The sequence below is a fragment of the Rhizobium sp. Rhizsp42 genome, from assembly GCF_047304155.1.
GTDB lineage: Bacteria > Pseudomonadota > Alphaproteobacteria > Rhizobiales > Rhizobiaceae > Rhizobium.
Genome location: NZ_JBGLYS010000020.1, coordinates 16361 through 41552 on the forward strand (window position 1 = coordinate 16361; position 25192 = coordinate 41552).

General features: G+C 63.7%; 24 protein-coding genes. 13 read left to right on the forward strand and 11 right to left on the reverse strand.

Going from position 1 to position 25192, the window contains the following annotated elements; genetic code table 11:
• Nucleotides 1-128: 128 nt before the first annotated feature.
• Complete coding sequence (locus tag ACCD05_RS18935; protein WP_413394609.1) at nucleotides 129-1766, forward strand: AMP-binding protein; 1638 nt, start codon at nucleotides 129-131, stop codon at nucleotides 1764-1766.
• 674 nt (nucleotides 1767-2440) lie between these two features.
• On the opposite strand, the gene ACCD05_RS18940 is transcribed toward ACCD05_RS18935, so the two are convergent.
• The 5 genes from ACCD05_RS18940 to secA form a co-directional block, all read right to left on the reverse strand.
• Nucleotides 2441-3718: a GNAT family N-acetyltransferase gene (locus tag ACCD05_RS18940; protein WP_112950915.1), complete on the reverse strand. Its 1278-nt coding sequence runs from the start codon at nucleotides 3716-3718 to the stop codon at nucleotides 2441-2443.
• Nucleotides 3719-3722: 4 nt separating this feature from the next.
• A complete protein-coding gene (locus ACCD05_RS18945; protein WP_413394711.1) occupies nucleotides 3723-5135 on the reverse strand; it encodes a lipopolysaccharide biosynthesis protein in 1413 nt (470 codons plus the stop codon).
• Between the two features lie 110 nt (nucleotides 5136-5245).
• Nucleotides 5246-6337, reverse strand: coding sequence for a D-alanine--D-alanine ligase family protein (locus ACCD05_RS18950; protein WP_413394611.1), 1092 nt, complete (start codon nucleotides 6335-6337; stop codon nucleotides 5246-5248).
• Nucleotides 6338-6363: 26 nt separating this feature from the next.
• A complete protein-coding gene (locus tag ACCD05_RS18955) occupies nucleotides 6364-6990 on the reverse strand; it encodes a C39 family peptidase (RefSeq protein WP_413394613.1) in 627 nt (208 codons plus the stop codon).
• Nucleotides 6991-7162: 172 nt separating this feature from the next.
• A complete protein-coding gene (gene secA / locus ACCD05_RS18960) occupies nucleotides 7163-9871 on the reverse strand; it encodes a preprotein translocase subunit SecA (protein ID WP_113235388.1) in 2709 nt (902 codons plus the stop codon).
• Nucleotides 9872-10117: 246 nt separating this feature from the next.
• On the opposite strand from secA, the gene ACCD05_RS18965 reads away from it, so the two are divergent.
• From ACCD05_RS18965 to ACCD05_RS18990, 6 genes are all read left to right on the forward strand, one after another.
• Nucleotides 10118-11008 carry a peptidylprolyl isomerase gene (locus ACCD05_RS18965; protein ID WP_111564836.1) on the forward strand — a complete coding sequence of 297 codons (891 nt, stop codon included), beginning with the start codon at nucleotides 10118-10120 and terminating at the stop codon, nucleotides 11006-11008.
• 67 nt (nucleotides 11009-11075) lie between these two features.
• Nucleotides 11076-12317: a bifunctional glutamate N-acetyltransferase/amino-acid acetyltransferase ArgJ gene (gene argJ, locus ACCD05_RS18970; RefSeq protein ID WP_413394616.1), complete on the forward strand. Its 1242-nt coding sequence runs from the start codon at nucleotides 11076-11078 to the stop codon at nucleotides 12315-12317.
• On the forward strand, nucleotides 12286-13107 hold the full coding sequence (locus tag ACCD05_RS18975) for a GNAT family N-acetyltransferase (protein WP_413394618.1): 822 nt from the start codon (nucleotides 12286-12288) through the stop codon (nucleotides 13105-13107). The genes argJ and ACCD05_RS18975 overlap by 32 nt, the downstream gene beginning before the upstream one ends.
• Complete coding sequence (gene mutT, locus ACCD05_RS18980) at nucleotides 13104-13532, forward strand: 8-oxo-dGTP diphosphatase MutT (RefSeq protein WP_413394620.1); 429 nt, start codon at nucleotides 13104-13106, stop codon at nucleotides 13530-13532. Before ACCD05_RS18975 ends, mutT begins: the two co-directional genes overlap by 4 nt.
• Before the next feature lie 123 nt (nucleotides 13533-13655).
• On the forward strand, nucleotides 13656-13991 hold the full coding sequence (locus ACCD05_RS18985; RefSeq protein WP_413394622.1) for a hypothetical protein: 336 nt from the start codon (nucleotides 13656-13658) through the stop codon (nucleotides 13989-13991).
• A gap of 60 nt (nucleotides 13992-14051) precedes the next feature.
• A complete protein-coding gene (locus tag ACCD05_RS18990; protein ID WP_052214040.1) occupies nucleotides 14052-14225 on the forward strand; it encodes a Flp family type IVb pilin in 174 nt (57 codons plus the stop codon).
• 21 nt (nucleotides 14226-14246) lie between these two features.
• Here the strand turns inward: ACCD05_RS18990 and ACCD05_RS18995 are convergent, their stop codons facing one another.
• Nucleotides 14247-15131, reverse strand: coding sequence for a class I SAM-dependent methyltransferase (locus ACCD05_RS18995; RefSeq protein WP_413394713.1), 885 nt, complete (start codon nucleotides 15129-15131; stop codon nucleotides 14247-14249).
• Between the two features lie 75 nt (nucleotides 15132-15206).
• Here ACCD05_RS18995 and ACCD05_RS19000 point away from each other — a divergent pair, with 75 nt between their 5' ends.
• Genes ACCD05_RS19000 through ACCD05_RS19020 form a run of 5 tightly spaced genes read left to right on the forward strand, consistent with a single transcriptional unit; the run spans nucleotide 15207 to nucleotide 18144 of the window.
• Complete coding sequence (locus tag ACCD05_RS19000; protein ID WP_413394624.1) at nucleotides 15207-15980, forward strand: ComF family protein; 774 nt, start codon at nucleotides 15207-15209, stop codon at nucleotides 15978-15980.
• 31 nt (nucleotides 15981-16011) lie between these two features.
• Nucleotides 16012-16269 carry a glutaredoxin 3 gene (grxC, locus tag ACCD05_RS19005; RefSeq protein ID WP_112982391.1) on the forward strand — a complete coding sequence of 86 codons (258 nt, stop codon included), beginning with the start codon at nucleotides 16012-16014 and terminating at the stop codon, nucleotides 16267-16269.
• 9 nt (nucleotides 16270-16278) lie between these two features.
• Nucleotides 16279-17136: a carbon-nitrogen hydrolase family protein gene (locus ACCD05_RS19010; protein WP_413394627.1), complete on the forward strand. Its 858-nt coding sequence runs from the start codon at nucleotides 16279-16281 to the stop codon at nucleotides 17134-17136.
• On the forward strand, nucleotides 17133-17561 hold the full coding sequence (locus ACCD05_RS19015; protein ID WP_018901536.1) for a DUF1178 family protein: 429 nt from the start codon (nucleotides 17133-17135) through the stop codon (nucleotides 17559-17561). The genes ACCD05_RS19010 and ACCD05_RS19015 overlap by 4 nt, the downstream gene beginning before the upstream one ends.
• Before the next feature lies 1 nt (nucleotide 17562).
• Complete coding sequence (locus ACCD05_RS19020; protein ID WP_413394629.1) at nucleotides 17563-18144, forward strand: DUF3291 domain-containing protein; 582 nt, start codon at nucleotides 17563-17565, stop codon at nucleotides 18142-18144.
• A 21-nt stretch (nucleotides 18145-18165) separates the two neighbouring features.
• Here the strand turns inward: ACCD05_RS19020 and ubiG are convergent, their stop codons facing one another.
• Entirely contained in the window at nucleotides 18166-18912 is a 747-nt protein-coding gene (gene ubiG / locus ACCD05_RS19025) for a bifunctional 2-polyprenyl-6-hydroxyphenol methylase/3-demethylubiquinol 3-O-methyltransferase UbiG (protein ID WP_112943775.1), read from the reverse strand.
• Between the two features lie 181 nt (nucleotides 18913-19093).
• Here ubiG and ACCD05_RS19030 point away from each other — a divergent pair, with 181 nt between their 5' ends.
• Nucleotides 19094-20548 (forward strand): FecR domain-containing protein, encoded by a 1455-nt coding sequence (locus ACCD05_RS19030; RefSeq protein WP_413394631.1) that lies wholly within the window; start codon nucleotides 19094-19096, stop codon nucleotides 20546-20548.
• 28 nt (nucleotides 20549-20576) lie between these two features.
• On the opposite strand, the gene ACCD05_RS19035 is transcribed toward ACCD05_RS19030, so the two are convergent.
• The 4 genes from ACCD05_RS19035 to ACCD05_RS19050 form a co-directional block, all read right to left on the reverse strand.
• Nucleotides 20577-22757 carry a CHASE2 domain-containing protein gene (locus ACCD05_RS19035; RefSeq protein ID WP_413394633.1) on the reverse strand — a complete coding sequence of 727 codons (2181 nt, stop codon included), beginning with the start codon at nucleotides 22755-22757 and terminating at the stop codon, nucleotides 20577-20579.
• Between the two features lie 109 nt (nucleotides 22758-22866).
• A complete protein-coding gene (locus ACCD05_RS19040; RefSeq protein WP_413394635.1) occupies nucleotides 22867-23238 on the reverse strand; it encodes a hypothetical protein in 372 nt (123 codons plus the stop codon).
• A gap of 109 nt (nucleotides 23239-23347) precedes the next feature.
• Nucleotides 23348-23554 carry a hypothetical protein gene (locus tag ACCD05_RS19045; protein WP_018901542.1) on the reverse strand — a complete coding sequence of 69 codons (207 nt, stop codon included), beginning with the start codon at nucleotides 23552-23554 and terminating at the stop codon, nucleotides 23348-23350.
• A 224-nt stretch (nucleotides 23555-23778) separates the two neighbouring features.
• Nucleotides 23779-24924, reverse strand: coding sequence for a GH25 family lysozyme (locus ACCD05_RS19050; protein ID WP_413394637.1), 1146 nt, complete (start codon nucleotides 24922-24924; stop codon nucleotides 23779-23781).
• Nucleotides 24925-25192: the final 268 nt, after the last annotated feature.

Sequence of the window (25192 nt, forward strand, 5' to 3'; positions counted from 1 at the left end):
GCGGGAAGGACGATCCGGCTTCACGCTTGCGTGAGCCGCGCCCAGGGTGTTAGCTGCTGCAGCATAAACGGACTTTTGCCCCCTTGATCTAAGATCGCGACCGAGACCCCACTGATGATCCTGCGCCCATGAAGCTGCCGCCGCGCGCTCGCTATGACGATCTCTACCGCGATTTCGCCTGGACGATCCCTGAGCATTTCAACATCGGCCGGGTGTGTTCGGACGATTGGGCGGCGCGCGAGCCGGAGCGGATCTGTCTTCAGCATTTCAGCCCGGATGGCGATCATCTCTCGTTGAGCTATGGCGTGCTTGCGGCGCGCTCGGCCTCGCTTGCCAATGGGCTCGTCGCGCAGGGTCTCGCAAAAGGCGATCGGGTGGCGCTGCTTCTGCCGCAGTCCTTCGAGACGGTGATCGCCCATATGGCGATCTACAAGATGGGCGCGATTGCGGTGCCGCTGGCGCTGCTCTTCGGCGTCGAGGCGCTGGAATATCGGCTGAAGACATCGGGTGCGGCCGCCGTCGTGACCAACGGCTTCGGCTTCGAGCGTGTCCATGAGATCCGCGATCGTCTGCCGGACCTCAAGACGGTGATCAGCGTCGATGCCGCGGAAGATGGCGGTGGCGTCGTCTCCTTCGCCGGCCTTGTCGAACGCCATTCAACCAGCTTCGACGTGCCGCCGACCGGGCCAGACGAGCCGGCGCTGATGATCTTCACCTCGGGCACAACGGGTGCGCCGAAGGGAGCGCTGCATGGGCACCGGGTGCTCGCCGGGCATATTCCGGGCATCCAGTTCGCGCATGAGGGTTTTCCGCAACCGGGCGACCGGATGTGGACGCCGTCGGATTGGGCCTGGGCCGGCGGGCTGCTCAACGCGCTGCTTCCGAGCCTGATGCTCGGCGTGCCCGTGGTCTCTTCGCCGGCGCAGAAATTCGATGCCGACATGGCCTACAGGATCATGGCCGAGATGGAGGTGCGCAACGGCTTCATTCCGCCGACGGCCCTGCGGCTGATGAAATCGGTGCCCGATCCGCGTCAGCGATACGATCTCAAGCTCCGCACCATCGGCGCTGCCGGCGAGGCGCTGGGGGCGGAGACGCATGATTGGGCGAGCCGCACGCTCGGCATCGAGGTCAACGAATTCTACGGGCAGACGGAGTGCAATTTCGTGCTCTCCTCGAACGCCGCGCTTGGCGTGAGCAAGCCGGGGGCGATCGGCAAGGCGGTGCCGGGGCATAAGGTGGCGATCGTCGATGAGTCCGGCGCGGTGCTGGCGCCGGGCGCCGTCGGCCAGATTGCGATCGCGCGGCCCGATCCGGTGATGTTTCTTGGCTATTGGAACGACGCGGAGGCGACCGCGCGCAAATTCGCCGGCGACTGGCTGCTGACAGGCGATCTTGGCCGGCAGGACGATGACGGTTACATCACCTTCCTCGGCCGCGACGACGACGTCATCACCTCATCCGGCTACCGCATCGGCCCGGCCGAGATCGAGGACTGCCTGAGCGGCCATCCGGCCGTGCAGATGGCGGCGGCGGTGGGGAAGCCCGACGCGCTGCGCACCGAGATCGTCAAGGCTTACGTGGTACTGGCGCCGGGGTTTGCGGCAAGCGACACGCTGGCGGCGGAGATCCGCGACTGGGTGAAGATGCGGCTGTCGATGCACGAATATCCGCGCGAGGTGGCGTTCGTCGATGCGCTGCCGCTGACGACGTCGGGCAAGGTGATCCGGCGGATGTTGCGGGAGCGGGCGGTGGGGGAGGGGTAGGACGCGGGGATAATAATCTTGCGCGGCGAGAGATATCGCCTTGATATCAGCCACTTGCGTATTCGATTTTTCCCATCCATCCCCGCTGAAACCATCCAGCCGATACTGATGTCGTCATTGGACAGGGAGCCGGGTCGCGAACCGGATCTGACACATCAGGGCGCAAGCCCGGCGTCCGGTGATGGTTGTTGAAAGGTGGATGATTGGGTCGTCAGGATCTGACATCCGTCCGGAAGCGAAAGGCCGAGAGACGCTCCTGTCGGCCTGGATATCCGGAAACCTCGATATGATCGGGCAGGCGATATTGCCTGACATTCCTATTCTATACCAAACGTTGCCTGCCCATTCCCATCCTGCCATGCCGTCGCGGAGAGGTCTCCGGCGCGGGGTTTTGTGGTGTGTGGTTGGCGCGCCGTCTGTGGCCGACGCCTTTCGTTCAGATTTTACCGCGTGATACCCCCCTCTGCCCTGCCGGGCATCTCCCCCACAAGGGGGGAGATCGACTCGTGGAGAGGTCTTCGCAAAACTTTGAGGCAGGAGCGAGCGGGTAAGCCTAGCCAATCTCCCCACCTGTGGGGGAGATGCCCGGCAGGGCAGAGGGGGGTACCCCACGGCACGACATCAACGACGGCTTGCTGTCGGCATCAGATGGGGCCGCTCTTGAGGCCCGCACCTCACCCCCGCCCAGCCAGCGACATGATCTTCTGCCGCAGCATCTTCGCGACATTGCGGGTGCTGCTGTAGAGGTGGAGCTGGGTGGCGACCTGGCGGACGTCGCGGTCGGCGTTCTGGTTGAGGCCGATGACGACGGTGCCCATCTCTTCGCGTTCCTGCCAGAAGCGGCTCATGATCGGATGGTCGGGGACGGCGCAGCTGTCGGAGCGGACGATGTTGGCGTCGTCGAGGTGCCATTCGGTGAGTTCGCCCATCAAGAGCTTGCCCGGCGAATAGCGGGCGTAGGCCTCGTCATAGGCGGTCTTCCAGGTGTAGGCCTCGCCGCCCATCATCAGCACGACGGTGGAGGCGATCGATTTGCCGTTGAAGTCGATCGAGTGGATACGCACGGCGTCGACGGCGGCCAGGTTGGAGATCGCCTCGCGGGCAAAGGCCATGTGCAGGCGGTCGGTGACCAGCGCGCTGCGCTTCTTGCCCTTCCAGCCGCCGGCTTCGAGCGCCAGGAACTCCTCGAAGCGCATATGGATGTCGCGCGGCTGGCGGGCGACGTTGTAGACGACCGTGCCCTTCTCCTCGAGCAGCCGCCATTGCCGGCGCATCTCGCGCATGTGCGAGGAGGAGACCGACTGGCGCAGATAGGCGACGGCGTCCTCGTCGCTCTGCAGCATCGGGCGCAGATAGGGGTTGGTGGTCGTGATCGGCAGGTTGCGGCCGATGGCGACGGCGCGGATCATGCGGGCGAAGATGCCGTTCAGGCGCAGATCCGGCAGCACCAGGATGCCGGGCATGCGCAGGTCGCGGGCGGTCAGGCCCTCGAGGAAATTGTCGAGCGTTTCGGCGGCATCCTCGCCGTCGAGCAGCGGCGTGCCCAGCGGCGCGAAGCTGTTGGCCCACACGCGGATGATCGAGGGGCCGACGGCGAAGCCCGGCTTTTCGACCGAGAACGGCATCAGCACGCGCAGGCGGCTGCGGGTCTCGTTCTGGTCGCGCAGCAGCGCGAAATTGACCTCGCGGTCGTCAAGACGCGGCATGGCAGGCGCCAGGAAGCGGCCGGTGAAGAAGACATTCGGCTCCAGCGCGCGGTTGGACAGGAAATCCAGCTCGTCCTGCAGGTCGTAGCCGAGCTTGCCGGAATACACGCAGAGCTCGCGGCCGGGGCGGCCGATCTCGACGCGGGCTTCGGCCTGCGGTGCATCGAATTCCAGCGATGCCAGCTCGTGGACCATGCGGTTGGCGGTCGAGTCTGTGGTCTGGGTTCCGGGAGGATTGCGCACCATACTGTCAGGCTTCCATATCGTTGCCGGCGCTGGCCGGTCTGGCGAAGGCGAAGAGGGCGATGCCGAGCGTGCGGCGGACTGCGAGATGCAAGAGCACCGCCTCGACGCCCATGGCGGAGGCCGTGGCGATCGCCGCGCCCTCGATGCCGAAATGGGGGATGAGGAGAATGTTGAGGGTGACGTTTGCCGTCAGCGCGCCGGCATAGAGCGCGACGCAGATATTCTGCTTTCCGGCCATCATCAGCAATGTTTCTGCGGGCCCTACCAGCGCCTTGGCGAGAATGCCGGCAAGCAGGATCGCCATCAGCACATAGCCTGCCGTAAAGGCGCCGCCGAAGAGCGACAGTAGCAGATGACCGGCCGCGAGCACGACGAGACCGACCGCCAACGCCGGCCAGAAGGTCCATCTGGCGGCATCGAAGGCGGCGGCGGCAAGCTCGGCGCGGGTGCCTTCGGCGATGATGCTGGAAAAGCGCGGGCCGGAAGCAGCCTTGACCGAGAAATTGATGAAGTGAACCAGCGCCATGGTTTTCGCGGCGGCGAAGTAGATGGCGACTTCGTGCGGCTCAAGGAAAATGCCGACGACGACGACGTCGGAATTGGTGAGCAGGAAGCTGACGCCCTCGATCAGGAAGATGGGGAAGGCGACGCTTAGCCAGCTCAGGAAGTCGACCTTGCTCGGACCCTGGTGATAATGCCGGCGCAGGCGGATGAGGGTTGCCACATACTGGCCGAGCGCAGTGAGGTAGGTTGCGACCAGCGCCGCCTGCATGGCGGTGACCGCCGTGTGCGGCGCGCCGAGGCCGATCGCTGCAAGCATGCAGCTGATGATCAGGATCGGGCGGATGATATAGACGGGGCTCAGCGCCATGACGGGCCAGTGATTGGCGCGCGAGGTGCCCTCCAGTATGTCGCCCAGCGCGATCATCGGCATGGCGAGCAGGCCGAGGAATATCGGCACGACGTAATAGCTCTGGATGCGATCGCCGAAGAGATGCAGGCCGACCATGCCGATGGCGAGCACCGCGGTTCCGGACAGCAGGCCGAAGATCCGGGCGGTGCCGGTCAGTCCGCGAATTTCCTCGAAGGCGCCCGATGCCTTGTATTGCGGCAGGAAGCGGACGATGGCGGTGTGGAAGCCGAGGCAGGAGAGATCGCCGAAGAGAACGATCAGCACCCAGACGAAGACGAAGATGCCGTATTCGTACTCGCCCATCAGGCGGGCCAGGATGATTTGCGAGAGAAATGCGAGGGCGGCGCTGATGACGCGGATCGCAAATGCGGTGAGCGCCATGCGCTGGGCGGCGGCCTTTTCGCCGCGCTTCGTCATGATATCGCCGAGCATGCGAAGAAGGCGACCGCCCGCAGGACGCAGGCTCGCCGGTAGCATCTTCTCCGCCGTCTCGATGACCGCCATAATGGACACGCAAAACTCTCTGGCAAATCGTGCCTAGAGTAGTGGCATGACACGGTTAAGAAACGGTTGTGACGGAGCCCTCAGGCTTAACCTGTCCCCAACTCAAGGCGTCAGCCGCCGCCGCGCGTCAGCGCCCTGTCTATCAGGACATCCAGCACCTCGGCGTAGCTGACGCCCGACGCCGCCATGGCCTTGGCGTACATGCTGATATTGGTGAAGCCGGGTATGGTGTTGAGCTCGTTGACGACGAAGGACATGTCCTGCATCAGGAAGAAATCGACGCGGGCCATGCCGTCGCAGCCGAGCGCCTTGAAGGCCTGGCGCGCGGTCTTGCGCAGCTCGTCCTCTGTCTCCTTCGGCAGCTGCGCGGGCACGCGGAGTGCTGCGCCTGCTTCATCGATATATTTCGCTTCGTAGCTGTAAAAACCGTGGCTTTCGGCCGGCGCGATTTCGCCCGGCAGCGAGACTGTGATTTCGCCATTTGCGTGCTCAAGCACGCTGAACTCGATCTCGCGGCCGGCGATGAATTCTTCGGCGAGGAGCTTAGTGTCGTGCTTGAAGCCCTCGGCAAGCGCGGCGGCGAAATCCGCTTGCGTCCTGACCTTGCTGACGCCGACCGAGGAGCCCTGGCGGGCGGGCTTGATGAAGAGCGGCAGGCCGAGTTGGCGCGAGGCGGCGTCGAAAGTCGGCACGCTGTCTTCCTCGATGCAGAGCGCTTTCGCCACGGGTAGCTCAGCTTCCCGGAGCAGGCGCTTGGCAATGTCCTTGTCGATCGCGGTCACCGATCCGAGCAGGCCGCAGCCGGCGAGCGGCACGCGGGCAACGGATGCCAGCCCCTGGATCGAGCCGTCCTCGCCATGCATTCCATGCAGAACGGGGAAGAGGACGTCGATCGCGGGGACTTCATAGGGCTGCGCGCCTTGCGGGATGGCGAGCATGCGGCCCTGGCCGCCCGGCAGAAGGCTGACCTCGACGGCTTCCTCGGCCTTGGCGGCAGCCGACAGCGTGGTGCCCTTGGGCAGGAGCCGCCATTTTCCTTCCCTGGTCACGAAGATCGGCAGGACGTCGTAACGCTCTGCGTCGAGTGCTGCGACGACATTGGTTGCCGAGAGGACGGAGACGTCGTGCTCCGGCGAGCGGCCGCCGAAGAGGATGGCGATGCGCGGGCGGGGCGATGTCGGGCGGGCGGGCTGTGTCGGCATGGCGGATGGGTCCCCTTGGATCGTTGTTATCGGTCGAGCCGGATCGCGACGCCGCGATTGGCGAAGAAGCGGTCGAAGGTCTCGATCGGCAGCTCGACGTCGGCCTGGCTGGCTTCGTCATGGCCGGATGGGTTGTGGAAGCGGATGGTATCGGCGCTTGCGGCCGTCACCAGCACGAGATGGCCGCCCTTTGAAGGCGGCTGGCGGTCCGGCCAGCGGATCTGGCTGTTGACCGAGGCGATGAAGAAGGCGTTCTCCTTCAGGATGTCGGCGATACCAGGTGTCTGAAGGCCGGTGATCGTTTTCGCGTCGAGGCCGAAGGTTTCGCCGACATAGGTGACGAAGGGCGCGTAGATCAGCCCCTTGATCGATTGGTCTTCTTCGTTGACGACATAACCGCCGAAGCGGGTGCAGCCGCGTGCGAGGTCGATGATGCGGTGGTCTTCGCCCCTGGCGGCAAGGATCATCTTCAGGCAGGCCATACCACAGATGTTGACGGACCAGCGCGCATATTCCTCGACGCTGTCGGCGCCGGATTGCTGCCAGAGCGGATCATCAAGCAAGGCGGAAGCGCCGCGCTCCAGCATGGAGGGCGTCATCGACGCTGTTTCCCATTGGCTGAAATAAGGGGCCTTGTAAGCGGTGCGGTTCATCGCGTGTCCCTGAAATCAATTCTGATATCGGCGCAAGCTCGGCGAACAAAGCGACTGTTTTGCGGCTGAATTTCGAGCGGAATATGAAATTGGAAGTTGTGGGCGTAGCGCATGAAAAAGCCCTCGCGACATCCAGGTCGCGAGGGCTTCGATCTCAGGTCTCGATCAGGTCTCAGGCCTGCTCGAAGGCGCCGTGGCAGTGCTTGTACTTCTTGCCCGAACCGCAGGGGCAGACCTCGTTGCGGCCGACCTTGCCCCAGGTTGCAGGGTCGTCGGGGTTGCGGTTTTCAGGCGCAACGATGACTTCCGATGCTTGGTAGACCGAGCCGAACTCGTCTTCGCCGGTATTGGGGTCGATGTGGTGCGCCTGCATGGCCGGCGGTTCCGGCTGCTCCTGCTGCACCAGTTCGACACGCATCAGCTGGGCGGTGACGGCCTGGCGGAGGCTGTTGAGCAGCGTGTTGAAAAGCTCGAAGGCTTCCGACTTGTATTCCTGCAGCGGGTCACGCTGGGCGTAGCCACGGAAACCGACGACGGAACGCAGGTGGTCGAGATTGACGATGTGCTCGCGCCACAGCGCGTCCAGCGTCTGCATGACGATCGAACGCTCGACGTAATGCATGATGTCGTCGCCGAAGCGCTCGGCCTTTTCGGTGAAGACGGCGTTGGCCGCTTCCGTCAGGCGTTCGCGGATATCGTCTTCGCCGATGCCCTCTTCCTTGACCCAGTCCTCGATCGGCAGATCGAGATTGAGGAGCGCGTTGGCCTGCTCCTTGAGGCCGACGGCATCCCACTGTTCGGCGTAGGCGCGCTCGGGGATGTGCTTTTGAACCAGATCCTCGATCACTTCGCGACGCATGTCGGAAACGGTCTCGGAAATGTTGGTTGCTTCCATCAGCTCGAGGCGCTGTTCGAAGACCACCTTGCGCTGGTCGTTCAGAACGTCGTCGTACTTCAAGAGGTTCTTGCGGATATCGAAGTTGCGGGCTTCGACCTTCTTCTGCGCGCGTTCCAGAGCCTTGTTGATCCAGGGATGGACGATCGCTTCGCCTTCCTTGAGACCGAGCTTGGTCAGCATCGAATCCATACGGTCCGAGCCGAAGATGCGCATCAGGTCGTCCTGAAGCGAGAGATAGAACTTCGAGCGGCCCGGGTCGCCCTGACGGCCGGAACGGCCGCGCAGCTGGTTGTCGATACGGCGGCTTTCGTGGCGTTCGGTGGCGATGACGTAGAGGCCGCCGGCGGCCAGCGCCTTTTCCTTGAGCTGCTTGATCTCTTCGCGGATCGCCTCGATCTTGGCGTCGCGCTCCGGACCTTCCTCGACTTCGCCGAGCTCACGCTCGACACGCATGTCGAGGTTGCCGCCGAGCTGAATGTCGGTACCGCGACCCGCCATGTTGGTGGCGATGGTGACCGCGCCGGGCACGCCGGCCTGGGCGACGATATAGGCTTCCTGCTCGTGGTAGCGGGCGTTCAGAACCTGGAAGTTGTTGAAGCCCTGCTTGCGCATGAGGTCGGCGAGCAGTTCGGATTTTTCGATCGAGGTCGTGCCAACGAGAACCGGCTGGCCGCGCTTCTGAGCGTCGGCAATTTCGGCGATGATCGCCTTGTACTTCTCTTCGAAGGTCCGGTAGACCTCGTCGTCTTCGTCGATACGCTGGATCGGCAGGTTGGTCGGTACTTCGACGACGTCGAGACCGTAGATGTTGCCGAATTCTTCCGCTTCCGTCTGCGCGGTACCGGTCATGCCGCCGAGCTTGTCGTACATGCGGAAGTAGTTCTGGAAGGTGATCTGTGCCAGCGTCTGGTTCTCAGGCTGGATCTTCACATGTTCCTTGGCTTCCAGCGCCTGGTGCTGGCCTTCCGAATAACGGCGGCCCGGCATCATGCGGCCGGTAAATTCGTCGATGATGACGATCTCGTCGTTGCGGACGATGTAGTCCTTGTCGCGGGTGAAGAGCTTGTGGGCCTTCAGCGCGTTGTTGACGTGGTGGACGATCGCGACGTTCTCGATGTCGTAGAGGCTGGCGCCCTTCAAGAGGCCGGCTTCACGCAGGAGGTTTTCGAGTTTCTCGGTGCCTTCTTCGGAGAAGTTGGCCGAACGCTGCTTTTCGTCGATCTCGTAGTCGCTCTCGACGAGCAGCGGGATGAAGGTGTCGATCGTGTTGTAGAGATCGGAGCGGTCGTCGAGCGGACCGGAGATGATCAGCGGCGTGCGCGCTTCGTCGACGAGGATCGAGTCCACTTCGTCGACGATGGCGTAGTTGTGGCCGCGCTGAACCATCTGGCCCTTCTCGTACTTCATGTTATCACGCAGATAATCGAAGCCGAGTTCGTTGTTGGTCGCGTAGGTGATGTCGCAGCCATAGGCCGCCGCGCGTTCCTCGTCCGACAGACCGTGGACGATGACGCCCGTGGTCAGGCCGAGGAAGCTGTAGAGGCGCGACATGGTGGCCGCGTCGCGCTGGGCGAGGTAGTCGTTGACGGTAACGACGTGGACGCCCTTGCCCGACAGCGCGTTCAGATAGACGGGAAGCGTGCCGACCAGCGTCTTGCCTTCACCCGTCTTCATTTCCGCGATCGCGTTGGAATGAAGGATCATGCCGCCGATCAGCTGGACGTCGAAGGGGCGCATGCCGAGCACGCGGCGCGAGGCTTCGCGCACGACGGCAAAGGCCGGGACGAGGATGTCGTCGAGCGTCTTGCCTTCGGCGAGCAGCTTGCGGAACTCCACCGTCTGGGCGGCGAGCTGTTCGTCGGACAGCGCCTTGGTCTTTTCCTCAATCGCATTGATTGCGGCGACGTTCGGCTGGAAGGACCGCACGCGGCGATCATTGGCGGAGCCAAATAGTTTGCGGGCGATGCCGCCAAAGCTGACCATACGACTGGTCCTTTCTGAATATTCATCCCGGGCTTCTCGTAAGGGCGGCCCGGCCGAATTTCGGGCGCACGTATCGAAACGCCAGGAAACTTTTCTGGACGCGAGGTTGCGTGACAGATAAGAGGGGGGTCGAATGATGTCAACGGATTTGGCTGATATAGAAAGGCCACATTCCAGTGTTGATGCCTGTTTCAGGGCAGGATTCAAGAAGTTGAAGCCGGTGGGTTAACTGTGAAGGAATGTTTGATGTTGAACTACAACAGAATCGCCGTGATGGCACTCGCCACGTTCGTCGCCTTCCAGGCGCCGGTGCGGGCACAGGACGGCGCTGACGCCGTCGTTGCCAAGGTCGGCGATGTCGAAATCCACCAGTCGGAACTCGACCTGGCGATCGCCAACCTCGATCCGCAGCTGGCGCAGCTGCCTGACGACCAGAAGAAGGTCGCTGCACTTTCCGCTGCCATCGACGTGAAGCTGCTTGCCAAGGACGCGGCCGCTGAGAAGCTCGACCAGTCGGCTGAGTTCAAGAAGCGCATGCAGTACCTCGCCGATCGCGAGCTGCACAACGCCTACTTCAAGAAGCACGTCGTCGACACCGTGACCGATGCTGAAGTCAAGGCACGCTACGACAAGGAAGTAGCGGCTCTTCCGAAGCAGGAAGAAGTTCACGCCCGCCACATCCTGGTGAAGACGGAAGACGAAGCCAAGGACGTCATCAAGCAGCTCGACGCCGGCAAGAACTTCGCCGACCTCGCCAAGGAAAAGTCCACCGACCCGAACAAGGCTGACGGCGGCGATCTCGGCTATTTCACCAAGGGCCGCATGGTCAAGGAATTCGAAGACGCGGCTTTCGCGCTCGACAAGGGTGCCTACACCAAGACGCCGGTGAAGACCGATTTCGGCTACCACGTCATCCTCGTCGAGGATAAGCGCGACGCCGCTCCTCCGGCTTACGACCAGGTCAAGGATCAGGTTCGTCAGCTCGTCATGCGCGACAAGTATCTTGCGCTTCTCGCCTCCGCCAAGGAAAAGTCCAAGATCGACATCACGGACGAAGCCCTGCGCAAGGGCTATGACGACGCCAACAAGCAGCCGCAGCCGGGTGACGCGCCCGCAGCAGCGCCGGCTCAGCAGTAACAGTATCCATCGAGGGCCCGGTTTTTCCGGGCCCTTCCGTATCCCCTTTCATGCCAGGTCGATGATCATGTCCGGTTCCGTCTCCCCGCTCGCTCCCAAAACCTTCGTGTCCATGCCAGCACTACGCGGTGTTCGCATGGCGACCGCCTCGGCGGGGATCAAGTACAAGAACCGCACCGACGTCCTGATGATGGTGTTCGACAAGCCGGCGGCCGTTGCCGGTGTCTTCACCCGTTCCAAGTGCCCGTCGGCACCCGTCGATTTCTGCCGCGCCAACCTGCCCGGCGGCGTTGCGCGCGCCGTGGTCGTCAATTCCGGCAATGCCAACGCCTTTACCGGCGTGAAGGGCCGTGAAGCGACCGCGCTCACCGCCAAGTCCGCGGCAGCCGCCGTCGGCTGCAGCGAGAGCGAGATTTTCCTCGCCTCCACCGGCGTCATCGGCGAGCCGCTCGACGCCACCAAGTTTTCCGGCGTGCTCGACACGCTCTATTCCGACGCTACCGGTGATTTCTGGTTCGAGGCCGCCAAGGCGATCATGACCACCGACACCTATCCGAAGGTCGCGACCCGCACGGCCGAGATCGGCGGCGTTGCGGTCTCGATCAACGGCATCGCCAAGGGCGCCGGCATGATCGCGCCCGACATGGCGACGATGCTCTCCTTCGTCGTCACCGACGCCGACATCGCGCCGGCAGCGCTGCAGGCGATGCTTTCCGCCGGTGTCGATCCGACCTTCAACTCGATGACCGTCGACAGCGACACCTCGACATCCGACACGCTCATGCTGTTTGCCACCGGTGCTGCCGCCGAAGACGGCCAGGTTCGCGTCGAGACGGCCGACGATCCGCGCCTCGCATCGTTCCGCGCCGCGCTCAACGATCTCCTCAAGGATCTGGCGCTGCAGGTCGTGCGCGACGGCGAAGGCGCCACCAAGATGCTCGAGATCACCGTGACGGGTGCCGAAAGCGATGCTGCCGCCAAGACGATCGCGCTGTCGATCGCCAATTCGCCGCTGGTCAAGACCGCGGCCGCCGGCGAGGACGCCAACTGGGGCCGTATCGTCATGGCCGTCGGCAAATCCGGCGAAATGGCCGATCGCGACCGCCTCGCCATCTGGTTCGGCGACGTGCGCGTTGCCGTCAATGGCGAACGTGATGCCGGCTACTCGGAAGAGGCCGCCTCCAACGTCATGAAAAAGCAGGACATTCCGGTGAAGGTCGAAATCGGCCTCGGAAACGGTACGGCAACGGTCTGGACGTGCGACCTCACAAAGGAGTATGTCGCCATCAACGGTGACTACCGGAGCTGATTTTTCATTGACTGAAGCATTCCCCAAGAAGGCAAATCTGCCGCTCGTGCGCAGGCTGGAAGCCGTCGGTTTCCGGGCCTGGCCTGCCTCGTCGGTTGTCTACGACGGCAGCTGGCAGGTGCGGCTGACGGCGGGGCATCCGTCGAACCGGCTGAACTCGATCGTGCCGCTCGATCCGTCGGATCATCGCGATGTCGAGATCCGGCTTGCCAAGGCGAGCCGCAAGTTCGAGGCCTATGGCCGCCCGGCGGTGCTGCGACAGACGCCGCTGGCCTCGCCCGTGCTGATCGACCTGGTGAAGGCCGAGGGCTGGACGCCGTTCGACGAAACCATCGTCATGACCTGCGATCTCGCCAATGCCGATCTGCCGGATACGCTCGATCACCTGCCGACGCATGACATCAGCCGCTTCGTGGACGCCAATCTGGCGACCGACCAGGTGTCGACGAAGCTGAAGCCGGCGCTCGCCGAAGTGATCAACGCGATCAAGCCGCCATCCGGTCTGTTCATGGTGGAAGATCCGGAAACGGGCCCGCTGGCGACCGTGCTCTGCGTGCAGGACAACGATCTGGCCGGCATCATGTCGCTCTCCGTCACGCCCTCGCGTCGCCGCGAGGGCTTGGGCCTCGAGATTCTGACATCGGCTCTGCGCTGGGCGCGGATGCGCAGCGCCCGCTCGGCCTGGTTGCAGGTCAAGACCGGCAATGTGCCTGCGATCGCGCTCTACGAACGGCTCGGCTTCGTCGAGGCCTATCGCTATTCCTACTGGCGGCGGGATATTTGCCGATGAGCGCGACAAGCGTGAGCAATACTGGCCACAGCATTCTCCTCGTCGTTGCCTGCGCGTTGATCGACACGGATGGCCGCATCCTGTTGGCGCAGCGGCCCGAAGGGAAATCGCTCGCCGGCCTCTGGGAATTTCCCGGCGGCAAGATGGAGCCGGGCGAGACGCCGGAGGAGACGCTGGTGCGCGAGCTTCACGAAGAGCTCGGGATCACGACCAAGGTCGCGTGCCTGGCGCCGCTCACCTTCGCCAGCCACACCTACGAGAAATTCCACCTTCTGATGCCGCTTTACGTCTGCCGTCGTTTCGAGGGCATTCCTGTCGGCCGCGAAGGGCAGGCGATCAAGTGGGTCAAGCCGCAGGCGCTGCGCGATTACCCCATGCCGCCGGCCGATGAGCCGCTGATCCCCATCCTGCAGGACCTACTTTAGAAATTTCTATTTTATAACTTTTTCTGTGCCAATCTGGCTGTGGATATTAATCGATCGTTTAACAGATTCTGGCAAAGATCGGCCTCAATCAAGCAACTGGCGTGTGTGTAGAAGGCTTGACGCATGGACGACGATTTCTGGAAAGCAGTTCGGGAGAAAGAGCAGGCTTCGGTTTCCTCGCGCAAGACGGGGGCGCTGAACATCGCCTTGCTGTTTGGCACGGCCGTCGTGGCCCTGACACTGATCCTGACACCGATGCTCGCCGACAAGTCGAAGTCGAGCGTCTTCGCCAGCGCGCCGTCTGAATTCGATTCCATCACGACGGGTTCTATCCCGAAGGGCGAGAACGGCCCGAAGAGCGAAAACGGCAAGCGCTACACGATCCGTCGCAGCATTCTGCAGGATACGCCGGGCTCCGTCTGCGTGGTGCAGGGCTATGGAAGCGGTGTTGGCTGCTGAGGGCCTGGGGCCCGAGGCGAAGTAAAGAAATCGACTGTGATGTCGAGCGACGAGGGACGAATGACGAGACTTCTGAAAGCATTTGTCGCCGATCGTAACGGCGCCACCGCTATCGAATACGGCCTCATCGCCGCCCTTATCGCCACCGCGCTTATCACCGGCGTCGGCGCGCTCAGCGGACAGCTGAACAACGTCTTCACCATCATCGCAAGCAAGATACCGTCGCTCACCTGAGCGGGGTTAGAGCGAAAAGCTCTATTGCTTGAGCTTGTGCTCCTCGACCTTCAATGCGTCGGCAAGCCTGACTTTCGCCGATCCCGGTCGCAGCGGCTTCTGCTGGCTCTCATGCGGCGCCCATCCCGAGACATAGATGATCGAGAAGGTGGCACGGATGCGGCCATCCGGATCGGAATAGCGTTCCGCGTATAGCTCGGCGGCGCGCATGAAGAAGGCGCGCGTCAGAGGCTTGCTGCTGCGCTCGGCAAGCGGATTGGTCATGCCCATGGCGCGCAGGTCGCGCATCAGCGGAAAGATGGAATCGTAGCGGACCGTATAGGTCTCGGCGTCGATGACCGGCAGCGCGAAACCGGCGCGCTGCATCAGGCCGCCGACATCGCGGACATCGGCGAAGGGAATGACGCGCGGGCTGGCGCCGCCGGTCATCTCGATCTCGGTGGCGAGCAGGACCTCGCGCAGTTCCTGCAACGTGCCGGAGCCGGGAATGGCGGCGAGGAACAGGCCGTCGGGGCGCAGCGCGCGGCGAATCTGGATGAAGACGCCGGGTGTGTCGTTGGTCAGGTGCAGGCTGAGCGGCGCGATCACCAGATTGGCCGATTGCGGCTCCAGCGGAACCATCTCCAGCGGCGCTTCGATGAAGGCGTCGTCGGACGTGGCGTAGGCCTGTTCGCTTTCGACGCGGGTAAGGCTGCCGATCTTGCCGGTGGCCTTGGCGGCGCGGGCGGCCGATCCGGTCGCGCCATGCAGTTCGACGGCGTGCTCGAAGGTGCGCTCGACGACGGCGAGGCGTTCGCCCAGTTCGTCGGCTGCGATATCGAGCAGGAAGCTTGCCTTCGGATCGTTGTTGCGAAGCGCGCGGTGCCGGTTCGCCGCGATCCTGTTGGTATCGAAGATGATGTCCATGCCGACGTCAATAATCCTGCCGGGCCGGGGCGGCAAGGCGATTTTCCTGTTGCGCGAAATGCGCTATCGTTCGCCATGGGGTTGCGGGGATGGCAAGGTTTGGCGGGGATCGACCGGGCGCTGAGGCGTCCGCTCTCGGCCATGGTCGACCTCATCTACCCGCCCGCCTGCGCCGTCTGCGGCGTATCGACGGGGCGGCATCGCGGCGTCTGCCCAAAATGCTGGTCGGCGCTGCGCTTCATCGAGCGGCCCTATTGCGAGGTTCTCGGCATTCCCTTCTCGCATGATCTCGGCCCGGGGATTTTGAGTGCCGCCGCCATCGCCGACCCACCGCCTTTCGACCGTCTGCGCACGGCGGCCTTTCACGACGAGGCGGTGCGCAATCTCGTGCACGGGCTGAAATACCGAGACCGCACCGACCTGGCGCCGATGATGGCGGCGTGGATGCTCCGGGCATCCGATGGCGCCGTCGAGCGCTGCGATGCGATCCTGCCGGTGCCGCTGCATCGCACACGCATCCTGTCGCGCCGGTTCAACCAGGCGGCGGAGCTGGCGCGCCACATGGCAAAACAGGCAGAGCGCCCGCTGCTGTCCGCGACGCTGCTGCGCGTTCGCCGCACGCGCCAGCAGGTGGGGCTCGGCGCCAAGGCGCGGCAGGAGAATGTGCGCGGCGCCTTTGCGGTCTCTAAGGGACGCGAGGGCGATGTGTTCGGAAAGCGGCTGGTGCTGATCGACGATGTCTATACGACCGGCGCGACGGTAGCGGCCGCTGCCAGGGTGCTGCGCCGCGCGGGTGCCGCCGATATCACGGTTTTGACCTTTGCAAGGGCGCTATCCGAAACTATATGACAGGGAGATTACTGCCTTGTCTGGAGTTACGATGGTACCGGTTACGATCTATACGCGCGATGGCTGCGGTTTTTGCGTTCGCGCCAAGTCTCTTCTTTCCGAGAAGGGTGTCGATTTCGTGGAGCACAATGCGAGTGTGACGCCGGCCGTCCGCGCCGAGATGATCGCGCGCGCCAATGGCGGCTCGACTTTCCCGCAGATTTTCATAGGCGACAAGCATGTCGGCGGGTGCGATGATCTCTATGCGCTGGAGCGTGCGGGCAAGCTCGACCCGCTGCTGGCCGCTTAGGACAAGCCGATGACCTTCAAGGCCGCCGCCATTCAGATGTGTTCGGGTATCGATCCGCAGCGCAACGCGGCCGCCATGGCGCGGCTGGTGCGCGAGGCGGCCGCCTCGGGCGCAACCTATGTGCAGACGCCCGAGATGACCGGAATGCTGCAGCGCGACCGCGCCGCCGGCAAGCTGCATCTGCGCGACGAGGCCAACGACATCATCGTTCGCACCGCGCGAGAGCTCGCAAGCGAACTGCAGATTTACGTGCATGTCGGCTCCACCGCGATCGCGCTCGACGACGGCAAGCTTGCCAATCGCGGCTATCTCTTCGGTCCCGATGGCAAGATCCTCAATCGCTACGACAAGATCCACATGTTCGACGTCGATCTCGACAATGGCGAGAGCTGGCGCGAGAGCGCTGCCTATCGGCCGGGGCAGGAGGCGCGCGTCGTGTCGCTGCCGTTTGCAGAGATGGGCTTTGCGATCTGCTACGACGTTCGCTTCCCGGCGCTGTTTCGCGCCCAGGCGGTCGCCGGAGCGCAGGTTATGACGGTGCCTGCCGCCTTCACGCGCCAGACCGGCGAGGCGCATTGGGAAATCCTGCTGCGGGCGCGTGCCATCGAGAACGGCATGTTCGTGATCGCCGCCGCGCAGGCCGGCGTGCATGAGGATGGGCGCGAGACCTTCGGGCATTCGATGATCATCGATCCCTGGGGCAAGATCCTGGCATCCGCTGGTGGCACCGGCGAGGCGATCGTGATCGCCGAGATCGATCCGGCCGCCGTGAAGGCCGCGCGCGACAAGATCCCCAATTTGAAGAATGCCCGCGAGTTCTCGATCGAGACGGTTGGCGGCGATGTCTCCGGAGGCGTGGCCGCTTGATCCGTTATTCGCTGCGTTGTGACAATGCCCATGAGTTCGAAGGCTGGTTTTCCGAAAGCGCCGATTTCGACCGCCAGGTCGCATCCGGCTTTCTCACCTGTCCCACCTGCAATTCGGCCGCCGTCTCCAAGGTGCTGATGGCGCCGTCGGTCTCGACCGCGCGCAAGAAGGACCAGATGCAGACGGTCGCCATGGATGCCGTGCGCCGCGAGGCGTTTCAGAAGCTGAAAGAGGCGGTGACCGCGATCAAGGCCAACTCCGAGGATGTCGGCGAGCGCTTCCCCGAGGAGGCGCGCAAGATCCATTACGGCGAAGCCGATGCGCGTGGGATCATCGGCCAGACGACGCCGGATGAGGCGCAGGCGCTTCTCGACGAAGGCATCGAGATCGCCGCCCTTCCCGTGCTTCCCGACGACGTGCACTAGGATGAGTTCTGAAGCGCGCCTTGCGATGTATAACTTCGGTTTGCATGTGGCGCCCTTCGAGAGCGACGCCGTCGAGGGTTTTCGGCTGCGTGAACCGGCCAATTTCGAGGCCGCACGGCGCGCTTGCGGCTTTGTCGGCCGCTCCGGTTATGCCGGCGAACCCGGCGTGCGAAGTTGGGGGCCGCAGGTCTTTCCGCGTTTCATCGAGGGCAGCGGTTTCGATAGCGCGCCATCGTCCCTGTCGCTCTGGGCCGATATCGAATCGCTGATGGCGTTCAGCTATGACGGCGTGCATGCCGATGCGCTGAAGCACGCGCGCAACTGGAACGTCAAACCATCATGGCCACCGCTCGTTCTCTGGTGGGTGGAGCCGCATCATCGGCCCGATTGGGCCGAGGCCGTCGAACGCTTCGAGCATCTGGCCGATCACGGGCCGAGCGCCCGGGCCTTCACGTTCAAGATACCCTTTGGGCCTGACGGGGCAGCGGTCGAGATCGACCGCGCCCGCGTCAAGGAACTGGCGGCGCGCAACGCCGAGACGCAAGCCGATCTGCTTGCACATGTCAGGACGTTGAAAGTCTAGTCGGATGGCAGGCGGGTGCGCTTACGCCCCGCGCTTGGCGAGCAGCATGTAGTTCACGTCCATATCCCGCGAGAGATTCCACTGGTTGGACAGCGGATTGAAGAACACGCCGGTGCGGTCGATGATGGTGAGGCCATCCGCAGTCACCGGCTTTTCGATCTCTTCCGGGCGCACCAGCTTCTCATACTGGTGGGTGCCGCGCGGCAGCCAGCGCAGGACGTTTTCGGCGGCGAAGATGGCGAGCGCTGCGGCCTTCATCGTGCGGTTGATTGTTGCCACGAACATCAGGCCGCCGGGGCGGACCATTTTCGCGCAGGTGGTCATGAAGAAATCGACGTCGGCGACGTGTTCCACCACTTCCATATTGAGGACGATATCGAAGGTCTCGCCGGCTTCGGCCAGCTGTTCGGCCGTCACCGCACGGTAATCGACCGGTACGCCGGAGGCCTTCGCATGGGTCGAGGCGATGCCGATGTTCTTTTCGGAAGGATCGGCGCCGATGACGGTCGCGCCCATGCGGGCGACCGGCTCCGACAACAGGCCGCCGCCGCAGCCGATATCGAGCACCCGCAGGCCTTCCAGCGGGCGGGCCGAGCGTGGATCGCGGCCGAAGTTTTCGGCTGCCTTGTCCCTGATATAGGCGAGGCGAACGGGGTTGAACTTGTGCAGCGGCTTGAACTTGCCGGTCGGGCTCCACCACTCGGCGGCCATGGCCGAGAAGCGGTCCACTTCGCTCTGGTCGATGGTGCTCTTCGCCGCTTCCGTCATGGTCATGCTCCTTGATTGCTCAGAAGTGAAGTCGGACGAACGGTGCGGGAAGTCAAGAGCCTGGGGCGGTGTCGCGTGGTCGCGGTGGTGCCCGACTTTGGCGCTTGGCTACTACAAGTGGATAAGGCGACATACATCAACACATTGTGATATACTTAATATATTGTTGAGGGTAAGGGCGATGTTGCGTGCGCGTAATGCATTGGCCGCCATGCTCGGCCTGTCCATGTGTTTTCCGTTGTGTTTCCCGTTTCCGGCGTTCGCGGAGGTTGCGGTCGGCGAGGCGACTCTCATCAAGACAGAGGTGGCTGGAGAAAACGGGCCTCTGGTGGTCAAGGACCCTGTTCATCGCGACGAACGCATCCGCACCTCGATCGGCGGGCTTGGTCAATTCGTCTTCCGGGATGGTACCAAGCTTGCCGTCGGCGCCGGCTCGTCGGTGGTGATCGACAGCTACGTTTACGACGATGCCAACTCGGTCAAGAAGCTGACGATCAAGGCGGCGAAGGGCACGTTTCGCTGGATCAGCGGCAATTCCTCCTCATCGGCCTATTCGATCGTGACACCGGCGGGAACGATCGGCGTGCGCGGCACGGCGTTCGACGTCTATGTCGCGCCCAATGGCACGACGGCGATGGTGCTTCTCAACGGCTCGGCACAGTTCTGCGGCGCCGGTGGGTGCAAGCAGCTGCGCGAGCAGTGCGACTGCGTGATCGCATCGCGCGGTGGCGGGGTGTCGGATCCGCGCAAGGTGGACGAGACGACATTGCGGACGCTGCGAAACAACAAGGCGCTGCCGTTCCTCTCGGGAAACCAGCAATTGTCAGGGCCGCTCGGCAATATCCGCACCAGCTGCGGCCTGCGCAGCATGCGCGCCGAGCGCCAGGACCGGCCGCAAGAGAGCACGCCGGTGCCGACACTGTTTCCGCCGCAGGAGCAGGCGCCGCCGAAGGCACCGGACCTGCCACAGAAGCCGGATAAACCGCATAAGCCGGACAAGCCGCATCATCATCGCCCCGACAAGCATCATCACGACAGGGATGACGATGATCATCACCACCATGACCGCGACGGGCATCATGACCGGGGCAATGACGGCGGCGGCTGGGGCCAGCGCAGCGGGAATCACGACGGTCAAAATGGGCATGGGCCGCGCGACGGTTGGGGCAACCGGCACGAGGGGTCGCGGGATCGTGGTGGCGACAATCACGGTGCGCGGGATCACGCCGATCGCGGCAGTGCCACTCGCGATGGAGGTCGCGATCATGCCGATCGAGATCGCGGAAGCAGGAACAATGGCGGCCGGGATCGTGGGGGCCGATCCGATGGTGGCCGCAACGGGCACGGCGGGCATCATGACGGCCCGCGGGGCGGTGCTTCGCCTGGTAATGATGGTCAGGCGCAGGCCGGCGGGGCAGGGTCCGCTGCCGGCGATGGTGGCCAGGGCGGTGCCGGGACCGGGGCTGGCAATGGCGCCGGGCGCGGCGATGGGGCCGGCTCGGGCGGGCATCGTGGCGGGTGGCATGGCAGGAACGGTGACCAGAATGGTGGCTGGCAGGGCGGAGGTGGTCGCCATATGCGCGACCGCGGCGGCGGCGATGGTGGTGGCGATGCCGGTAACGGTAACGGCGACTAGGCCGAGTTCATCCTGACAATTGCGAACTTCACGACGCCTGCTCCGATAGCGGGGCGGGGTCTTCGGTCGGTGTTTCCCTGAAATGATCGCCTCGGCGGGCGAGGCGGCGGTAGAATTCCGGCAGTGTCGCCGGGTAGGGCTGCGCCCGCTGCCGGACCCTTGCCAGCAGCTTGCGGCTGTCGGCTGAACGGGTGGCGAAGGCTTCGACCAGAGCCTGGTGCGCGGTCTCGAGCAGCGCGAAGGTCGCAGACAGGCCCACCGTCTCGTCGCCCAGCGTGGCGTAGAGACGGGTGCGGGTGCTCTTGCCCTTCAGGCCGAGCGAGCCGGCATCGAGCAGGGCGAAGTGCGGCAGGGCCGCGGCCGTGGTCTCGGACACCAGGATATCGAAGCCGACTTCCTTGCAGCAGCCCTCGATGCGGGCCGAGACGTTTACCGCGTCGCCGACGGCGGAATAGTTGAAGCGGCTTTCGGCGCCCATGTTGCCGACGCAGGCGAGGCCCGTATGGATGCCGATGCCGATCCCCACCTTGTATTCTTCGCCGAAGCCGAAGGCATCGGTCGCGTTCAACGTCGCCAGCGTCTCGCGCATGGCAAGGGCGGCGCGGACGGCCTTGGCGGGGTGGTCGGCGACATCGACGGGCGCGTTCCAGAAGGCCATGATGGAATCTCCGATGAACTTGTCGAGCGTGCCTTCATTGGCGACCACATGGCGGCTCAGCGCATCGAGCAGCGTGTTGAGGAAGCGGACGACTTCGGCCGGCTGCAGGCGCTCGCTCAGCGTCGTGAACCCCCTGACGTCGACGAACATGACCGTCAGCTCGCGATCGTCGCCGCCGAGGCGTAGCGCATCCGGATTGTGCTCGATGCGGTGGAGCAGTGAAGGCGAGAGATATTGGCCGAATGCCTTGCGCACCTCGCGGCGCTCGCGGTCGATGACCAGGATGCGGAAGGAGGTGGCGGCGAAGTGGATGATCGAGGCGGCGACGATCGGGGCGAGCGGATCGAACAACAGACCCCATCGCGAAAAGGCGAACCAGGAGCTTGCGAAGGCGAGCGCGGTGACGATCAGGCCCCAGGCGAGGCCGACGGCGGGGCTGACGAAGGTGGTGACGATGACAAGGCAGGTGCCCAACACCGCGATCAGCAGGATCTCCATGCCATCGGCCCAATCCGGCCGAGAGAGGAAGTGACCGGAGAGTATCTGCTCGACGGTCTGAGCGTGGATGGAGACGCCGGGCACGTTTTCGCCGAGCGCGGTGGTGCGGATATCCTGCAGGCCGGCGGACGAGGTGCCGACGAAGAGGATGCTGCCTTGCACGGCCGCCGCGACATCCGGCGCGGGGCCGTCGGGCGCCAGCACCTTGCCGGCGGAGATGTAGCGATCGGCGATATCGGGGCTGGTGTAGAGCCAGAGTTCGCCGGACGAGGTGACGGGCACCACGAAATCGCCGACCTTGATCGAGGTCAGCGTGTCGGGAATATCGGGGGCAGCCGCGACGATATAGGTCGAGGCGCCCTGAGCGACGCGCAGCGCTTCCAGCGCCAGGTTCGGATAGAGCTGTTCGCCATCGCTGAGTAGCAGGGGTACGCGGCGGACCGTGGCGGAATAGGTGCCGGGGTTGAGGCTGATATGGCCGAGGCCGGTGGCGTTGATCTGCAATTGCGGACGCACCGGCGTTGCCGCCGTCATGCGCGGCGGGGCGTTGAAAGGGCTCTCGCCGGTGAAGGCGAAGCCCGCCTTGACGGGCGGCTTGTAGCTGCCGTCCATGGAGAGGCCGAAGCCGAGCACGACGGGCTTGTCGGCGATGGCTTGCGCGAAGAGCTGGTCGTTGTCAGGTAGTCGGCTAAGGAGTGTCGGGTCTATGCCGGCGACATCGCGCATGATGGAGCGTGGCGACAGGCGGTCGGCCTCGGCGAAGAGCACGTCGAAGGCGATGGCCGCCGCTCCCATGTCGGACAAGCGCTGCACCAGAAGCGCCAGCCGGTCGCGCGGCCATGGCCACTGGCCGAATTCCCTGAGCGACGCCTCGTCGATATCGATGACACGGACGGGGGTGTTTTCGAACTTGCGCGGGGAGATGCGCTGGTATTCGTCGAAGGTGATGTCGCGGATCTGGCGCAGCAGCGGCGGATCGGTGGCGCGCAGCAGCGTGAAGCTCGCGACGAGCGCAAGGCCGAGAACCACGCCGATTTTCTGCATGCGTGTCATGATCGGCCGGCCCCCGCGCCTGCAACCGCTTCACACTCTTGCGCGACATGCTCTAGGCTGCCCGTTTCTTAGGTGTGACGCAACTGCGTCTTTCGGGCGTTCGGCGTTGCTAGAGCTCAATGCATGTCAGCTCGACCGCGCCGGAGTTGTTCCAGTACATCCATGGAATGTCATTGGCGCAGCAGTAGAGGACGCCGGTTTTCGGTGCGATCCAGGAAGGACGGGACTTTCCGATAAGAAACGCCGTTGCCTTATCCTTGTCGATCGCGCCGATGAGGGCGAACCACTGTTGTTCGGGCATGACTCTCAATCCGGTAAACGGTCGCAGCCACGGCCGGTCATAGCCGTCTACGCCTGCATCGATCTTCCAATCCTGCCATCGGCCCGATGCCGTGAAGGCGTAGGTCGCGCCTTGCCTGATGTCGCAGACGCGTGTCCAGCGTTCTCTTGCCGGTATGGATTTCGTTATTGTGAATGGCATGATGACATCTCCCCACGATGCGCAGCCGCAAGCGGGAAGATTAGTTGCATTTTACAGTGTTGCAACAATTAATTGTGATGGCATTCAACTCACCATCATTGCGCGATGCTCAGCCCTGCGGCATCGCGTCGTTCTTGCTTGAGGCCGCGTGGGCTTCGAGTATTGCCGCTGCGATCACCTTGCGCAGTTCGTAGACCAGCGATCTGGAGCGCTTGCGATCCAGGTCCTGCGCCGCCTTCGCAAGGTTAAGTCCCTCGTTCAACACAATGTGATGGGCGCGGGCCAGTGCCCAGGTTTCGATATCAAGATTTCCCATTCGGAATCTCCGCCAAATCATTCAGCATCAAAGACATTCGCGAATCAATCTACGCCGCATACTTACGATTGAAGAAGAATCACAGTTACCTATGCTTGGAAATATACGCGACACCCGAATTTTAGTGGTGTGACAAAATTGTTGCGCCGTGGCAGCGGGTGTGCCGCGCCACGGTTGTGCCTATGCCCGATCGATATCAGTGCAGGTTGATCGCTGTCGGATCGTCAGTCGTTGGCGGCCATCATCCGGTCGCTGGGGCGTCCAGATGACCAGCGCATCCATTGATCGGGGCTGCCGTTGAAGACGTTGAGGTCGATCCTGCCCTCGACGCCATGCGACAGGCCCGAGCCGGAATACTGCCAGAAGAGCCACTTGCGGCCGGGATAGCGCTTGGACGGATGGGCGGCGACGGAGCGCAGCCAGAAGGGATAGTTCTGGAAGGCACCCTGCAGGTTGTCGGCATAGAAGTCGGGCGCGGTGTAGATTACCGGGCGCTTGCCATAATAGCGCTCAAGCTTGTCCATGAAGACCTGCATTTTCTCGAGCACGTTTTCGGTCGAGGGGCGACGCTTGCAGGCGGATTCGCCGTTCCACTCGACGTCGATGACGGGCGGAAGCGCATCGGGATCGCGCGGCACGTTGCGGATGAACCAGTCGGCCTGTTCGCCGGCGGTGCGGCACCAGTAGAAGAAGTGATAGGCGCCGCGCTTCAGGCCGGCTTCCTTGGCTTTGCGCCAGTTGGTGCGGAACATCGGGTCGAGGTGGTCGCCGCCGTCGGTGGCTTTGATGTAGGCGAAGTTGGCGCCCTGGGTGCGCAGCCTTGGCCAATCGATATCACCCTGCCAGCGCGAGACGTCGACGCCGTGAACGGCGAGCTTGTGCGGCGAGGAACGGCCGAAGTTGATCGGCTTGGCGTCGCGGAACTGGCGGCTATAGAGCTTGCTGCGGCTGCGCGGCTGCGCCGTCTCTTCCATATCGGGAAGATCGGGGCGCTGCATGATCGGGGCGGCAACGGGTGTGACAACGGGCGGGCGTGCCGGCGGCGTCATCATCGCGACCTCCGTAGCTGCCATCGGGCGCTCGGCGGGAAGCGGTGCGCCGACGGCGCGGTCGGCGGACTCGAAGGCCTTCGATTCCGGGATCGGGCCGGCCCATGCCAGCACTTCCTGGTGCGGCGCGGCCTGCCCGGCTGACATGCCGACATCCGATGCGGGAACGGGGGCGGACGGAACGGCCGCGGGCGGGGCCACCGAGCTTGTCGTTTCGCGCGACGGGGCGGCTGAAGCCAAGACGTCGGGGCCAGACGTCGACGTGCAACCCGCAAGGGTCAGACAGGCAAGGAAGATTGCTGGCACAGCCGAAAAACGCATTGGGAACCCGTTACTCATTACAGGCCGGACGCCGAACTCAGGTGGCGCCAGGAACATCAAAGGGTATTGCTAACGGGAAATTACCAAAAAAAGCTGAATCTAATCTTTACGCCGAAAAATGTGCGGGGACGGGGCAGCGCGCTTTGGTGGCCCAGCGCCTCGCGGGATTGTCATAGTCATGTCACATGCGGTTCGGCGCTACCTCGCGCGGCCTGCAAATTACACGCGCAATTGAGGCCGTCATTCTCCTTTCCCCACCTTGCCACCC